The following is a 16,778-nucleotide window of genomic DNA, read 5'->3' as shown; positions in this document are numbered from 1 at the left end:
TCTTACTCCTCCTCATAGAATAGCTTTAATAACTCGATGAGTTTTTCGACAGGAATACCATTTGTGCGCCCAATATCTGCGGCTTCTTGCAAAAGTCCCTCAGCTTTGCGCTGAATTTCTTCTTGATAGAAATTTTTGTTTTGTGCGGATACGAAACTTCCCCGTCCTACGGTAGTCTCTATAAAACCGTCCCTCTGCAAATCCTCATAGGCTTTTTGAACAGTAATCACACTGACATGAATAGATTTTGCCATAGATCGCATCGATGGAATGGGGTCGCCAGTCTTTAATTCACCGCTCATAATCATCGCTTTGATCTGTGATGTAATTTGTTCATAGATGGGCTTACTTGTATTGCTGCTTATGATAATCTCCATATTAGTACTCCAATTAGATTATTTTTTTAGTAAAGGTTTGCCGTTTTGAAATATGCTGCACTCCAAATCTGGTTTCTTTTTTTCATCATTCTCCTCCTTGCTTTTCGTTTAAACACCGTCTTTCTGTTAAAAATTCAGCGATGCCTGTGTACTATATTGTACTCATACAACAAGTACAATATAGTACACAGGAGTACAATTGTCAATTATTCTTATAAAGTCTTTAGTGCTTCCCCATCAATGCTATAACCGGCCACTGTGAGATCCCTCCCCGCGTTATCGTTTCTCGTTAGTTCAATCCGACCATTTTTATTCTATGGTTAATTCATAAAACACTACTGACATACCGTTGTCAGTAGTGTTTTTGTATAGTCGGAGTAAGTAATCGTAATACTTATTATAGGAAGGATGATATCTCGTGAATTTTGCTTCTGTGCGCATCATTACTGATGACGTGGATCGTCTCGTCGAGTTCTATGAGAAAATTACGGGTGTTTCAGCAGAACGCCCTGCACCTGTCTTTGCCGAACTCGTTATGCCATCGTGCACTCTAGCGATCGGCCACTCCCAGACGGTGCAACTGTTTGGTGCTGGTTCCGCTGTGGCGGCCAACAATCGTACTGTCATTATTGAGTTCCACGTCCACGATGTTGATGCCGAATACGAGCGCTTGAAGCCGTTGGTCGATGAGTGGGTAAAGGAACCTACCACAATGCCGTGGGGGAATCGTGCTTTGCTGTTTCGCGATCCTGACGGTAATCTGGTTAATCTCTTCACGCCGGTGACCGAGGAAGCAATCCAACGGTTCAGTGGTAGGTTATAAAGGACAGTTGAAATAAGTAAGGCAATTTTTTATTAATTTTTATGACCAGTAGAAAGAGACCATAGCGATGAGCTATAGTCTCTTCATTTTTGTATAAAACGGAAGAAGTATTTTAACAAGAAATTAACAGAAGACACTCTTCTCATTTCTTACCATAGGGAGGCATGCTTTCTAACGATCTCAATAAATGCTTCTACTTGGGGAGAGATCCACTTGTTTTTGGGATACAGCAACTGCGTAGCTAGATTTTGTTTGTACTGCTGACCTGAAAGTTTTTCTTCCTTCAGCTCCTTCTCTACCGTAATTCGAGGTAACAAGGATATGCCCATACCGCTCAATATCGACTGTTTCACAGCTTCAATACTCCAGAATTCAATATTGGAAGTAATCCCAATCTGATACTCTTCAATGCATTGTTCAAACAATGTGCGATATCCACAACCTTTTTCGGTAAAAAGTAAATTGCTTCTCACAATGTCCCGTTGTAGCTCAAATGAATTGGGGTACAGCAGCATCATGGGCTCCTCAGCCAATTTCTCACTGTACAGATTGGGATCATGCACCTCTGTCCCCAGCATGAAGGAAATATCACTTTTACCTTGCATCAAATTCTCTTTATAATGTACGGAATCTAATTGGTGCCACTCGATATTGACATGAGGATGCAATTTTTTGAACTCTTCAATAATAGGTGGAAAACGATAGATCAACAACGTTTCTCCAATACTGATCACGATATTACCCGTTAATTCACCTTGTGCAGCAGTCACTTCCTTAATCATTTGATACAGCTCAAGCATTTTTTGTGCATGTGGCAACAATTTTTTCCCGGTCTCCGTTAAAATAACCCGCTTACCAATTCGATCAAATAAAGGGTAGTTAATCTCCTCTTCCAACGCCTTGATATGCAATGTAATTGTAGATTGCGCGTATCCAAGATGCTCAGCAGCTTTGGTAAATCCCTCGTGTTCCACAATTGTGATAAATGTGACCAAATGACGTATTTCCATCATTGGCTCCCTTCTTTTTAACATCATTAAAACTGATCGTTTACATATAAACTATCAATTTCACTAATGGAAAGCAATCGTTTATATTCAATCTAGCTCATTAAGAGCCCATTTCATTTTTAATCTCAATCGTTTATGGAAGGGAGTAATCACTATGCAAACGGCAGCAACGTCATCCATCTTGATTAATGGATATCGAATCGCTTATGAACAATATGGAGAAGGCTCTCCCATATGGCTCCTTCATGGAACACCGTCTTATAGCTATGAATGGAGAAAAGTAATACCCTCTCTGGTTCAAAAAGGGTATAAAGTCTACGTTCATGACCTTCTTGGATATGGAGCATCCGAAAGACCACTTGAAGCAGATACTTCTGTGGCAGCACAATATAGGATTTTCAGTCAGCTTTTAGACGAACTTGGAATGGATCGTTTACATGTCGTAGCCCACGATCTGGGTGGAGTTGTTGGCCTCCAACTGGCTCAGGAACAACCTGAGCGTATACAATCGCTTACGTTACTTAACATGCCCAGCTATGATTCGTGGCCCTCACCAACCTGGAAGAAAATTATCGAAGAACAGCTAGAACAGTTTGAACAAATGCCCCGTGCTGATTTTGATACCATGCTAAAGAAACAATTACCCATGGCAGTGTATAATAAAGAGCTTATGACTGGAGATACACTGGATGCATATCTGGAACCCCATGCAGGTTCACTGGGGAAAGCCTCTTTTTTCTCCCATCAGGTAGCTCACTATAATGCAAAATATACTGAATCCTATGGAACAGATTTACCCAAGCTGAAAGTCCCCGTTCAAATTATATGGGGGGAAGAAGATGAATGGCAGCCCCTCGATTATGCAAAGAGGCTTGTCCAGGATATTCCCCATGCCTGCCTACATGTCATTCCCAAAGCTGGTCATTTCGTTATGGAAGATGAACCTGGGCAATGTTCTGATTATATCGACCGTTTCTGCAATAAACATCCGTGAGTATGTATGTATATTGAACAGAATGTCTTAGAGAAAAATTAAGCTTTCCACTGGCATAAAGCTGGTGGAGCTTTTTTGGGTTAATGGCAACGTTTCTTGGTGCAAGACGTAACTTCTACATTCGGTTTGAATGCACTGGCACCACAAATGATCACATTCTCCAATGTATATGTATATACAAATTTAGTGTTAGTCTTCATTTCCCCCTTCAATATTACGATAAATAGTATGGGGTCATACGAATAACCATATTTACTTTATTACATCCAAGGGGGAACCGAACGTGAGACAGACTCTCAAAAAGAAGATGGATTTAAGATTCAAACTGTATTTGATTATTCTGGTTCCGCTACTGGCCATGGGCGGTCTAATCATGTGGGCCACCATCGACTCCAGTGAAAATGCATCATTAATGACCATGCAGCATAACAATCAGCAGCTGGCTGTGAATACCGCCTCTCAACTAGGTCAGGAATCGGAATTAATTAAGACATTAGCTTCTACTGCTTCAGAGGAGAGCAACGAATATAAAAGTCTTAGGGACGAACTCGTTAAAGTTAGGCTTCAATCGGGAGCCTTGTATGTTTATATGTATAACAAAACTTCGGACGGGTGGTTCTACACCGTAGATGGAGCGGATTGGAATGATACGGAATATAGCCCTTACGGGACTGCAATGGAATTCAATCCCCAGATTCAGGAACGCTTGTTACGCGGTGAAGTCGTCACAACAGGCATTGTAGACGATCCGACCTGGGGCCAGCTATTGTCCTCCTTTACACCAATCAAGGATTCGCAAGGCGTTGTTATTGGTTATCTGGGCATTGATATTTCTGCTGGAGCAGTGAATCAAGTCTCCGCGACATCTGTGAATAATGCCTATCAGACCATTATCCCGATTTTTGTGGTTGTACTGATTCTTTCTTTGGTCATGATGTTATTCGTAGTACGAGGTATTCTTAGACAAGTACGCGATATTAAGTCAAGCCTCGAGCAGGTTGCTGATGGGAATCTTAAAGTCGTATCCACACATATGACCAATGATCAACTCGGTGACATCAGTGATTTGATTAACATCATGGTTGCCCAATTGACGAACATTCTGATGGGAATACAGCAAGGATCAAATACGTTACAGCAGTCATCAAAAGATATTTCGGAAACCGCTCAGACGAACCAGCGTCAGAGCGAAGAACTTTCCAGAGCGATTGAGGAAATTGCCATAGGTTCAATGAAACAGGCTGAAGAGACAGAACACTCCGTCCAGCATTCAGAGAATCTCGGCAAAATAATGGATGAAGTAGGTTCATATGTGAAACAGTTTACTTATACTTCAGAGCAGCTATCTTCTGTTCAAGTACAAGTTACACGTGAACATGAGGTTCTGCTTGAGAAGGGCCGAGAGAATGCCAAGCGTGTTGAGCATCAACAGGATATTTCCAGGTCTCTGACGACTCAATCCGAACTCGCTTCCTCTATTAGCGGTCAAATTCACAACATTTTAAAACAAACTCAAATTCTATCCCTGAATGCTTCAATTGAAGCAGCCCGAGCTGGAGAAGCGGGTAAAGGCTTTGCAGTCGTTGCTGGGGAAATGGGACAGCTCGCTCAACAATCCGAACGTTCGATCCAGGAGATTGATGAGATCCTGGGTTCATTTGTTCAAGAGATACATCGGATGGGCAGTCATTTTGATGCGAATATGGTAGCTGTTAAGGAACAGGAGAAACAGATCGCGGATTGTCTCCAGGCATTTGGACAGGTTAGCCGCTTATCGACCGAAGTGCATGAGTTGGCTCAGAGTTTAGACAGCCGGACGATGGATATGCACTCTATTCGTCAGGAGTTGGAACAAAACCTCAGTTATATTGCTTCCGCAACCGAGGAAACTTCAGCCATGGCCGAAGAAGTCACGGCTAGTGCTGTGGAGCAGCAGCGTTCGGCGAGCGAACTGTCGAACATCTCCGGGGAACTCGCCGGTCTTGCAGGCAACCTGAAATCATATTCCGATCAATTTCAGATCGAAATCACTAAATAAGTGCCCAATCTCATTAAGACTGTTGTTAGATGACAACTTAGAATCGCCGGAAACATAACTTTCTTGGAGCGTTAATGTTTCGGAGGGCCCAGGGTTATGATCAGCACATAGAATGACCGTGTTCTTCTCCTGTGTCACGTTGACTTATTAACGATTCCTCATTTATAATTCGGACATTAAGAGCCTTGCTGACATGGCTTACCATGGATGCCTGGAGTATGGACCTGTAAACAAACTCAAACTCAAAAGTGAAAGATGTGAATGCATTATGGTTAAAGAGAAATTATACTACGGTAAAGATATCGAGGTTATGTTTAATTCGGATGTCTGCATTCATTCCGGTATTTGTGTAAAGGGCCTCCCTGCTGTTTTTGATTTAAGCAACCGTCCTTGGGTTGATCCTGATGGTGACACTTCGGAGGCCATTGCCCGACATATTGACACATGTCCAAGCGGAGCATTGACGTATAAGCTTCTGGACGGTGAATTTTCAACAAAGAAAGAGGATGAACATGCATAATGTAGAACATGAACCTGCCAATAAAAGATTCCTTATCCAAGATAACGGTGATATTGCTGCGGTGATGACCTATGTAATCTCGAGTCCAGAGCTATACATAATTGATCACACTTTAGTGGAAAATGCTTACCGAGGACAAGGGCTTGGCGATGAACTTATCAAAGCTATGGTGGAATACGCGCGGGAAAACGGTATTAAGATTCTACCTTTATGCCCGTTTGCCAAGGGACGTTTCGAACGTATCTCTGAATACGCGGATGTTCTCCATCAATAAAACGAATATTCACAGCTAATTTTCATGTGGTTGCACAACAATAAAAGGCGTCTATATCATTCAGAAAATGATATAGACGCCTTTTGCCTTTTTTTACGTATCCTACTCAAACTTTATCGCTTAATCCAACAATGGTTTCAAACGGTCGCAACACCAGTGGCAGCATGCCATTCTCATAATTGGTAAGCCAGATCTCTGAGAAGTTGAGGCCAAGCTCATCTTCCTCAAGCTCCACCATGTGTTCAGTAAGATTGATTACTACCAGCACCTGTTCGTCTGCCAGTGTACGTGTATATGCATATACACTCGGATGATCCGGCATATGAAGCTCATAGATCCCATAAGTCAACGTATCGTGCTCTTTTCGCAGCTGAATCATTTGTTTATAAAATTGAAGAATAGAACGTGGTTCATGGAGTTGTTTCTCTACATTAATATTGACGTAATTGTCATTCACCTTTAACCATGGCGTACCTGTGGTAAACCCGGCCTGTTTGGCCGAAGACCACTGCATCGGCGTTCTGGAGTTATCGCGACTCGAAGCCCAAATGATGTTCATGATCTCCTCATGCGACATCCCCTCTTCGCGTTTGATCTGATATAAATTCCGATCGGCTATGTCGTTATAATCCTCTATGGAAGGGTAAGCCACGTTTGTCATGCCTATCTCTTGCCCCTGATATATAAAAGGTGTGCCTTGCATGAAAAAGTACATGGCTCCAAGTGCTGTAGCACTTTCATACCAATACTCTGTATCATTTCCCCAAGATGAAACTTTGCGAGGCTGATCATGATTTTCAATAAACAAAGCATTCCAGCCTATGCCTTCCAATGATTTTTGCCACTTGGTCAAGACGTTTTTCAATTTGGGAACATCCAGTTGCCTGTCTGTACTGTTTTTCCAAAGGTCCAGGTGTTCGAATTGAAAGACCATATTAAATTTCCCTCTGACTTCACAGATCCAATCCAGCAGATCTTCTTGGTCCTCTACTTTAACTCCATTCGCTTCCCCAACAGTCACGACGTCATATCTGGATAATGTGTTCTCTTTCATTTCTTGCAGATAACTCTGGATTCCCTTGACATTCATATGCTTTTCAAAAGAAGAGATGTACTTGACACCTTCTCGGATTGGCATGTCCAAGAGGCCCTCTTCTTTGTGAATATGGCTGATTGCATCCACACGGAAACCATCAATCCCTTTATCCAGCCACCAATTCATCATTTCATATATGGATTTCCGGACCTCCTGATTTGCCCAATTCAAGTCTGGTTGTTTCTTGGAGAACAGGTGGAGATAGTATTGTCCGGAGACTTCATCATATTCCCAAGCAGAACCGCCAAATATGCTTTCCCAGTTATTCGGTTCGTCTCCGTTCTTCCCATCTCTCCAGATGTACCAATCTCGTTTGGGGTTATCCAGCGAAGCTCTGGATTCAATAAACCACGGGTGTTCGTCACTTGTATGATTGATCACCAAGTCCATAATAAGTTTCATGCCGCGGTGATGCACTTCATGCAGTAATTGATCAAAGTCCGCCATCGTGCCGAATTCATCCATAATGGAACAGTAATCACTGATGTCATAACCATTATCATCGTTGGGTGACTTATACATCGGACAGATCCATATCAGATCAATACCGAGATCTTGAATATAATCCAGTTTGGATAGAATCCCTTTGATGTCACCAACCCCATCTCCGTTGGAATCCATGAAACTTCTCGGATAGATTTGATAGGCTACTGCTTCTTTCCACCATACTCTTTTCATTGAATATAATCCTTCTTTCTTGAGAACTGAACATTATATAACATATTACGTATTATGATTTAATTATGAATAAGGTACATTCTTGCTTCATATGGACGTAATTTGCTCTCGGAGAGTTCACCTGTATAATTGGATATCAATAGCTGGTTCGACCCTGTTAATTGCTCCTGAAGCGGGAGTTCGGTCGTATATCCTTGGAAATTGCATACCACAAGAATCGTAGAATCATTCAGCGTTCGGGTATATGCAAACACGTCTGGGTTCTCTGGAAAGATCAGCTCATAATCACCATATACAATGACTTCATGATCTTTTCTAAGTTGAATCAACTTCCGGTAATAATGGAATATGGATTCGGGATTACTCAAACTTTCCTCGGCATGGATATGCTTATAATTCGGACTCACCTTAATCCAAGGTTCCCCTTGTGTAAAACCTGCGTTATCGGAAGTATCCCATTGCATAGGTGTGCGTGCATTATCACGTCCCTTGGCGTAGATCGACTCCATCACGCTTTGTTCAGGATAACCTTTCCCCATTCTTTCCTTATAAAAGTTGAGCAATTCAATATCCCGATAATCCTCGATCGAATATTGAACATTCGTCATACCCAGCTCTTCACCCTGATATATGTAAGGCGTACCTTGCATGCCATGAAGAAGGGTAGCCAACATTTTAGCCGATTCAACTCTGAATTCTCCATCATTTCCCCAACGTGACACGATTCGAGGCAAGTCATGGTTGTTCCAGAACAGACTGTTCCAAGCATCACCTTTGAGCTCCGTTTGCCACTTGGACAGCACTTTTTTTAATGCCATCACATCCAAAGGTTTAAGATCCCACTTTCCTTTGCCTTCTTGTTCATCCAAACTGATGTGTTCAAATTGGAAGACCATTGAAAACTCACTGCCGTCTGGATTGCTGTACAGTTTGGCGATTTCCGGAGTGGCGCCCCATGTTTCTCCAACCGTAAGCAAGTCTTCCGCTTTTTGAAACGTCTCCTTGCTCAGTTCCCTGATATATTGATGCAGATTAGGTCCATTTCCCGTAATCTTCGAATCCGGTTCTTTACCGATTAAGTCGATCACGTCAAGTCGAAAACCACCAACACCCTTGTCGATCCACCAATTGATCATGTTGTATATCTCCTGCCGGACTTTGGGGTTTTCCCAGTTGAGATCGGGCTGTTTTATGGAAAAGAGATGCAAATAATATTGCCCGATCTCAGGCACCCATTCCCAGGCTGAACCACCAAAGGTGGAACCCAAGTCGTTCGGAGGTGTTCCTTCAACACCATCTCTCCAAACGTAGTAGTCATGGTACGGATTGTCTTTGCCTTTTTTGGCTTCTTGAAACCAGGGGTGTTCATCCGATGTATGGTTCAACACCAAATCCATGATGATCCGAATGTCTCTTTTCTTGGCTTCAAGTATTAACGTTTCCATATCTTCCAAAGACCCAAACATCGGATCGATATCCTGATAATCTGAAATATCATATCCGTAATCATCTTGAGGAGACTTGCAAACAGGGGATAACCAGATCGCACCAATGCCGAGTTCCTGCAAATAATCCAATCGGGATACAATGCCCTTCAAGTCGCCGATGCCATCTCCGTTATGATCTTGAAAGCTCCGTGGATATATTTGATATACAACGGTTTCTTTCCACCATTTTTTATTTTCCATTCTTATTCAACCTTTCTAATGCTATTCTTTGACCGATCCTACAACAATGCCAGTCACAAAGTATTTTTGCAGCAGCGGATAAATCAGCAATAGCGGGATAACAGCAACTACGATTTTGGCTGCATTCAGGTTTTTGTTCGAAATTTCAGTCAGGTTGCTGAGTTCGCTGGAATTTGTGCCGGCTTGAAGCAAGTCGGCAATATTCACGTTAAGAGACTGAATATAGGTCATTAGCGGATAATTGCTGACTTTGGTCATATAGATCAAACCGCTGAAGAAGTCATTCCATGTACCCACGATACTGAATAAAGCAACTGTCGCCAGCGCAGGAATGGACACGGGAACATACACTTTGAACAAAACCTGAATGGGATTTGCTCCATCGATGAATGCTGCCTCTTCAAGCGCTTTAGGTACAGCAGAGAAGAAATTCATCACGAGGATGACACTGAATATCGGGACAGCGCCTGGCAGAACCAGTGCCCAAATCGTATTCAGCATATCCAGGTTTTTGATCAGCAGGTAACTCGGAATCATGCCTCCACTGAACAACATGGCAAAAATCATGATATTCATATAAATGTTTCTGCCTTTAAAATCCCTCTTTGATTTAGATAAAGGATAAGCCATCAAAATAATCAGAATCATATTAAGCGCAAGGGTAAGCGCGACACGTAAAATGGAGATGCCAAAGGAACGCCAGAACTGTGCATCATCGATAATTTTGGTATACGCTGCGGTTGTAAAATTGACCGGAACGAGACCTACTGCATTTGCGGATACCGCCTCGCTGCTGCTGAATGATATGGCAACGATATTCCATAACGGAAGAAGGCAGACCAATGCCAGCAGAATGACGATGGCATAGATGACAAACCGGCCAATTCGTTCTTTGAAGTTTGCAGAATAGGACACAGGTTTGGCCTCCTTAGAATATTTTTCGATCCGTATATTTTTTGGCCAACTGGTTGGCAGACATAAGCAATACAATGCCGATTACGGACTTGAACAAACCAACAGCCGTACCGAAGCTATACTGTCGCCCAACGAGACCGATCCGATAGACGTATGTATCCAGAATATCGCCCGACTCATAGACAACCGGGTTATACAAGTTATAGATTTGATCAAAACCAGCGCTCAAAATGTTGGTCAGGCTCATTACGCCCATGAGCAGAATAATAGGCAGCATGCCTGGCAATGTAATATGCCACACTTTTCTCCACCAACTGGCTCCATCCATTCCTGCCGCTTCATATAGACCGGGATCAATCGACGTAATCGCCGCCAAATAGACGATAGAGCTGTAGCCAAACTCTTTCCATACGTCTGTACCTATAATCAGTGGCTGGAACCAGGTGTTGCTGCCAAGGAAATTAATATTCTCCAGGCCAAAGAACGCGAGCATTTGGTTCACAATGCCGTCCAAACTGAACATGTTGACAACGACGGATGCGAGTACAACCCAGGATAGAAAGTGCGGCAGATAAACAATCGTCTGCACGGACTTTTTAACGTATTTGATACGAATTTCATTTAATAAAACGGAAAAAATGATGGCCATCATCGTTCCAAGCAAAATCTTGCCAATCGCAATCACCAGCGTATTGCTGACGACCTGCGCGATATCCGGCAGCTTGAACATATACATAAAATGCTTCAGTCCTACAAATTCGGAGCCAAACATCCCCTTCGCCGGAACATAGTCCTGAAAAGCTGTGATGACGCCGACCATTGGAATATAGCTGAATACAAGCAAAAACAAAATGCCCGGCAGCATCATCATATGGTACATGGCACCTGGGCCGAGCCGCCCTCTCGCTTTCAAATTCCCCTGTTTCATGGATGAACCCCTTTCGTTGAAGAAAGGCTGCGTATCGCAGCCCTGCTACTGTTCATGAATATTATTGTTTCGATGCGATCTCGTCTTCAATTTCCTGAATGACTTGATCACCACCCTGTTTCTTCCAGTTACTGACGAATGTATCGAAGTAATCAAGCGGTTCTGAACCCGTTATGATTTTAATAAACGACTCCTGCTCCAACTTCGTCAGATTGGCCCACGTCTGTTTCATGCTTGGTGTAGTGCCAGAAAAGGCAGGTGTCATCCATACAAATTTGTTTTCCTGTGTCAGTTTGTCGATCAGTCCCACTCCGTTGATCCGTGAATGATATTTTGACCAAGCAGTCACATCATCCGTATCCATGTCGCTTAAATAGGTTTTGATGCTTCCGATATTGTTCTTCGATTCGGTTGTGCGAACCTCGTCGAGGCCGATCTCTCCCTTAATCCCGCGAACAACGTCAGAGTAATCATCCAGCAGCGATGTAGCCGAGTTAACTTCGATATTAAAAGGTCTCGTAGATCCGTCTACCCCGGTCTCCTGATACTTGGCAGCTTCCGGCATGGTTGTTGCGGCATCTTTATCATTGGCCAGTTTATCGTAGAACAGGTTAAGAATCTTAACGGCCAGTTCAGGGTGTTCATATCCCTTTCTTACCACGATAAACTGATTGGATGGATTGGCATGCGCTACGTTGACCTTGCCGTCTGCATCCTCCAGTGTATAAGCCGAGAATTTCGCGTTTTTATCCATCTGTTTTGCACTGATCAGTCCCCAGTCAGGGATATGCCACGGTCCAAAGGCGATGCCGCTTTGGCCATTGGCGTAGAGTGCAGTAATATCGTCAAACGTGCGGGTTCCAAATTGCGGGTCAATGATACCATTCTTGAACCAATCGGCCATGATGCCCAGCATCTGCTTCGTTTCTTCTGTCGTGGAACCATACACGATTTTGCCGTCTTCACCATTCATCCAATATTGCGGGAAGGCTCCCTCGGTTGAGGCCACACCCAGCATCGTATAAGCAGAGCCATTATAATCTGTTGTGTTCATCGTGTTCACAAATGGAATACCTACCGGGTTCCCGGATTGGCCAGGATCTCTTTTCAGGAATTCCTGTGTGGTCTTCTCCACTTCATCCAGTGAAATGGCGCCGTCACCATCTGCATCAAGTTGAATCCCCAGCAGATCCAGCCAATCTTGACGGACCCAAACCATCGTTGGTGCGGAATCCAGAGAAGTCGCCGGAAGTCCCATCAAACGTCCATCAATCGTTGCATTTTCTAATGCACGACCATCATAGGAATCGTACATCTGCTTGATGTTATCCGTAGCATATTGATCATAAATGGCGGTCAGATCCTCAATCAGATCGTTATCCACCAGTTCTTTCAGTTCATCTTTGGAATCAACACGCATCATGTCGGGCAATTCCCCCGATGCGATGGCAAGCGATACTTGACGGCTATAATCTTCGCCATTGGCTTCAAATTGATCTGTAATCTGAGCGTTAAACGTGTCTTTGACCAGCCGAGTATATGCATTGTTCTCATAGGTATCACCAGCCGGCAGTTTTGGGTTGGCTGTGGTAACCCGTCCCATGGTTACGGTGATTTCGTCTTTATAGGCACTGAACGGATCTCCAGGCGTTACCTCATATTTGCCTGCTTCCTCTGCAGTAGGAGGATTGGAAGAGTCTCCACATGCCGCTAGGGCTGCAACCATCAAGGCGGACATGGACAGCACGGCCAGACGCTTTGTCACCCGTTTGCTTTTTATAGACCATTTTGTTCTCATCTAGTTCGATTCCCCTTTATTCTGATGTTCAATATATTTGTTTGCGCTTTCATTATAAAATGAAGTGAAGGCCAATCGAGATAGGGATTACACGTCCGTTTGGATAGAGAAATGGTTACAGTTTTCATTCCGTATGATGAAGTATGGTTATCTTGTGATCATTTACCCTACCTGCTGACCAACATTCGTCTATCTACTTCTATTCTCGATCAAAAACAAAAGCCGGCAGCTCCTAAAACAGGAAGCTGTCGGCTACTTATTTCCTCTACCTAGCTGCCGATATTCGCTTGGCAGAAGACCTGTCAGTTCGCGGAAAATCCGGCTGAAATATTTTTCATCCGTATAACCCACTCGTTCCGCAATCCAGAAAATTGTGTTGTTTGTATTGAGCAAATACTCCTTGGACTTCTCTACCCGGATGAACCGGGAGTACTCATTAAAGGTTTTCCCCATCAGATCTTTGAAACATTGACTGAAATAACTTCGGCTGATGTTGAGTTGTTGGGAGAGACCTGAAGCTGTATAGGCCTGCTCCAAATCATGCTGCACGATCATCACCGCTTTTTTCACGGCATCGATGATTTCCTGTGAATATGAAGTCTGTTCATCAGCCTTTCGAATGCTTGTAGCAGTCTGTTTGATCCATTCTTCAACCTCGTACCAAGACTCGAAAGAATGGATCATCGAGATTCTTCCAAGCGTAGTTTGGGCAAAAATACGGTTCCACTCCATTACGATCGAGTACAACAATCCCATCAACTGACCTTTATGTAATCGTAATGATTTGAACTGGTCAACAAGTTGGTTGTAGTAACTATCGTGGTGGGTCCATGGGGTTTGGAACCAACTTTGTTTAATCCGGTCAAGGTCCTCATCCTGCGGTTCTTTTGAACATGTGTCTTCCTCATTCGTCGAAACGGTAATGACTTGGTTATTGGGATTGTACGCATAGAATAAAGTCGTCTCTGTATAATTCCTAATCCAGTTTTTGATTTGCAACCACGTTCGCTCTTGTACATCAGACAAAACCAACAACGTACTATGGGGAACTTGATGCAGGCCTTCCTTCAATTGATGAAATAGTTGATCCTCTTTGGATGGGGGTGCAACCCACATGCAGCTATTACGCTCAACCTCCCACCTTATCAGATCTTCATGCGCAGTTAACTCTATTGGCCACTTCTGCTCTGATTTACGATCCTGTGAAACAAGTGCATACACATTTGGATAATGGACATTGATTTCATCCTGCGAAGGCATCTTTCTTGTCGTGTTTGTCAACCCGCTAATTCGGGTATGTATCCGTTGCAGAACATGTTCGAATTGCTCTTTCTCCAGCTGCACTTTGGCTATATAATCGATCGCTCCGAGTCTTAGCGCTTCCTGGATATAATCGAAATCCTGATGCAGTGTTAACACAACGATATGAAGTTCCGGATAGAGCTGCTTCGCAGCTCGCATCAGTTCAATCCCTGACATGACGGGCATCGCAAGATCCGTTAGCATCAAATCGACCGGTTGGGTTTTTAGGAAATCCAGCGCTTTCGCCCCATTGCTGGCCTCTCCTACAACCTCCATGTTGAACTCGTTCCATGGCATCGCAGAGCTAATGCCTTTGCGTACCAACTTATCATCATCTACAATCAATACCTTAATCATGCCGAGATATCTTCTCCTTTAATAGGCAATACGAGCAGTATGCTTGTCCCAGTTCCCAATGCACTCTTGATCACCAGTTTTGCTTGGTCCCCGTACTGTACTTTCAACATGCGGTGAACGTAATTGAGTCCGATCCCCATCCCTACTTTTTGTTGTTCAGCTTCACGATTGTTCAGCAGATTATGAATGGTTTCCTCAGTCATACCTGCGCCATTATCTTGTATCAAAATGTTCAACGTTGAAGTGCATGTCACTTCAATCTGAATAAAACCTTCGTCACTCAATCCATGATATAACGAATTTTCAACCAGCGGTTGCAGAATAAAGCGGGGCACAGGAATTTGAAGCACTTGTTCATCTGCAGTAATGCGAACGTCAAATTCAAAGTCATATCGAATTTGCTGCAAAATCAGATACTGTCTTAACGCATCAATCTCTTCTTCCATGGTGGATACTTGCCCTAATTTGCCTAGATTGTAATAGAGCAGCTTGTTCAATGACTGCACCAGCTTGTCGATTTCCCCTTGTCCGTTCATGACGGCCAGCCAGTGCACCGTATCGAGCGTATTCATCAGAAAGTGCGGATTGATCTGATAAAGCAGTTTTTCCACTTCCAGGTCTGCACGTATCTTCTCTTTCTGCTGAACTTCCTTGAAGAGGTCACCAATCTGATGCTGCATATTCGAAAATTCACTGAGCAGAAAATCAAATTCAGGAATCTGAGTGCGAGCTCGGCTTCCTTTCGTTTGTGGATTCTTGGACATTCCATTGATCTCCGAATGAAACAAACCGAGTGGTTTGTAGACCATCTTCCACAGGAGCCAAGCGAGAAACACGGTAAAGCCGAGGAAAAATAAAGCGACCAGCAAAATTTGAAGCAACCACTGGTTTTTCTCCTGTTGATATTGAGACTGCGAAATGACCGATACGACACTCCATTTCTGTGAGGAATCCTCCTTGAACCAGTGATACCCGCGGGATATTCCATCCTTGGCAGTATCGGCCGTTAAGCTGGTGAAATTCTCCCCTAACTTCATGGCTTCCGGTATTTCGCTGTACACAATGTTTCCTTCACCATCCAGGATGAGATGAGATAATGCGCCGTTGTATTGATTGTAACCCAAGATATCCTGTGTAAGGCGAAAGCCTGATTCTACGTAAATGAACACGTCGTTCCTCTCGGAAAGTTGTACTTTTCGCATAGCAGACAGAACGAGTTGATCATCAAATCGGTTCATACTCATATGGGGGCCATAGTACTTAATGCCATAGGTTTGGAAGAGCACAGGCAGAGACTCAGGAGAGAAACGATCCTTGATTGGAAAGTTGCCGAACTGAGTAGTACCTTCTTTTTGAAAGTAATACAGGGTCAATCCGATATTAGGATTGGTGAAGGTGACAACACTTAACTCGTTCTTTAATTCGTCCCTGGCCTCAATCAGTTCGAAGATATCGGAGGACGGATTCAAGAATTCATCTAATCTTTTGCCTAAAGTACCCCTGTAAGATAATTGCTGCGTAACATGATTCAGATTGGTGATGGAGTTCTCCAATGAGGATGTCACCTGTTGTAAATTGCTGCGAATGCCATCATCGATCTTATTTGCGAAAATGGAGTCAATCGTATAATAAGAAATCGCAAATATACTGATAAAGGGGATAAACGCACTGACAAAGAACAGTAAAAAGATTCTTTTTTTAAGTGTCATGGGAACCTATTCTCCTTCTGAAAATGAAACAGCAAGCCTCCTGCGTATGGAAGCTTGCTCTGAATAAACATATAGGTATGCCGATTATTGTTTTTCCATAGGCCTCGGCCCATTTTGAAGCTCGTCGGCATTTCTAATTCATTCAAGCGGACACGCTGTCTGTATCGTGTCCAAGTCCAATTTCCTTTCATCATTATAGATTGATATTCAAATAAGTCAAACGCTTTCATACTGTGCGCATATAAAAAGTGCTACTCCTCAAAATGATGAG

At 43.3% G+C, this 16,778-nt stretch carries 14 protein-coding genes; 5 read left to right on the top strand and 9 right to left on the bottom strand.

Annotated features, from left to right (window positions below):
* Positions 1-2: 2 nt before the first annotated feature.
* A complete protein-coding gene (locus NZ043_RS25325) occupies positions 3-377 on the bottom strand; it encodes a GntR family transcriptional regulator (RefSeq protein ID WP_062834670.1) in 375 nt (124 codons plus the stop codon).
* Positions 378-795: 418 nt separating this feature from the next.
* Between NZ043_RS25325 and NZ043_RS25320 the strand changes: the two genes are divergently transcribed.
* Positions 796-1,200, top strand: a complete 405-nt coding sequence (locus NZ043_RS25320; protein WP_339309557.1) for a VOC family protein — start codon at positions 796-798, stop codon at positions 1,198-1,200.
* A gap of 149 nt (positions 1,201-1,349) precedes the next feature.
* On the opposite strand, the gene NZ043_RS25315 is transcribed toward NZ043_RS25320, so the two are convergent.
* Complete coding sequence (locus tag NZ043_RS25315) at positions 1,350-2,213, bottom strand: LysR family transcriptional regulator (RefSeq protein WP_339309556.1); 864 nt, start codon at positions 2,211-2,213, stop codon at positions 1,350-1,352.
* A 151-nt stretch (positions 2,214-2,364) separates the two neighbouring features.
* Here NZ043_RS25315 and NZ043_RS25310 point away from each other — a divergent pair, with 151 nt between their 5' ends.
* The 4 genes from NZ043_RS25310 (at position 2,365) to NZ043_RS25295 (ending at position 6,036) form a co-directional block, all read left to right on the top strand.
* Positions 2,365-3,204, top strand: coding sequence for an alpha/beta hydrolase (locus NZ043_RS25310; protein WP_339309555.1), 840 nt, complete (start codon positions 2,365-2,367; stop codon positions 3,202-3,204).
* 283 nt (positions 3,205-3,487) lie between these two features.
* Positions 3,488-5,242, top strand: a complete 1,755-nt coding sequence (locus tag NZ043_RS25305) for a methyl-accepting chemotaxis protein (RefSeq protein WP_339309554.1) — start codon at positions 3,488-3,490, stop codon at positions 5,240-5,242.
* Between the two features lie 268 nt (positions 5,243-5,510).
* Complete coding sequence (locus NZ043_RS25300; protein ID WP_339309553.1) at positions 5,511-5,762, top strand: (4Fe-4S)-binding protein; 252 nt, start codon at positions 5,511-5,513, stop codon at positions 5,760-5,762.
* On the top strand, positions 5,755-6,036 hold the full coding sequence (locus tag NZ043_RS25295; protein WP_036615433.1) for a GNAT family N-acetyltransferase: 282 nt from the start codon (positions 5,755-5,757) through the stop codon (positions 6,034-6,036). The genes NZ043_RS25300 and NZ043_RS25295 overlap by 8 nt, the downstream gene beginning before the upstream one ends.
* A 106-nt stretch (positions 6,037-6,142) precedes the next feature.
* On the opposite strand, the gene NZ043_RS25290 is transcribed toward NZ043_RS25295, so the two are convergent.
* The 7 genes from NZ043_RS25290 to NZ043_RS25260 form a co-directional block, all read right to left on the bottom strand.
* The gene (locus NZ043_RS25290; RefSeq protein ID WP_339309552.1) at positions 6,143-7,810 is read right to left on the bottom strand and encodes an alpha-glucosidase; all 1,668 of its coding nucleotides are present in this window, start codon (positions 7,808-7,810) and stop codon (positions 6,143-6,145) included.
* Between the two features lie 59 nt (positions 7,811-7,869).
* A complete protein-coding gene (locus NZ043_RS25285; RefSeq protein WP_339309551.1) occupies positions 7,870-9,498 on the bottom strand; it encodes an alpha-glucosidase in 1,629 nt (542 codons plus the stop codon).
* Between the two features lie 21 nt (positions 9,499-9,519).
* Positions 9,520-10,413: a carbohydrate ABC transporter permease gene (locus tag NZ043_RS25280; protein WP_091030048.1), complete on the bottom strand. Its 894-nt coding sequence runs from the start codon at positions 10,411-10,413 to the stop codon at positions 9,520-9,522.
* Between the two features lie 13 nt (positions 10,414-10,426).
* A complete protein-coding gene (locus NZ043_RS25275; protein ID WP_249910553.1) occupies positions 10,427-11,341 on the bottom strand; it encodes an ABC transporter permease subunit in 915 nt (304 codons plus the stop codon).
* A 61-nt stretch (positions 11,342-11,402) separates the two neighbouring features.
* Positions 11,403-13,139: a sugar ABC transporter substrate-binding protein gene (locus tag NZ043_RS25270; protein WP_339309550.1), complete on the bottom strand. Its 1,737-nt coding sequence runs from the start codon at positions 13,137-13,139 to the stop codon at positions 11,403-11,405.
* 252 nt (positions 13,140-13,391) lie between these two features.
* Positions 13,392-14,798 (bottom strand): response regulator, encoded by a 1,407-nt coding sequence (locus NZ043_RS25265; protein WP_339309549.1) that lies wholly within the window; start codon positions 14,796-14,798, stop codon positions 13,392-13,394.
* Entirely contained in the window at positions 14,795-16,507 is a 1,713-nt protein-coding gene (locus tag NZ043_RS25260; RefSeq protein WP_339309548.1) for a histidine kinase, read from the bottom strand. The genes NZ043_RS25265 and NZ043_RS25260 overlap by 4 nt, the downstream gene beginning before the upstream one ends.
* Positions 16,508-16,778 lie beyond the last annotated feature (271 nt).

This window comes from Paenibacillus sp. FSL k6-2145 (assembly GCF_037976585.1).
GTDB lineage: Bacteria > Bacillota > Bacilli > Paenibacillales > Paenibacillaceae > Paenibacillus.
The sequence above is the reverse complement of the archived record's forward strand: the minus strand, read 5'-3'. Positions and strand labels throughout refer to the sequence as shown.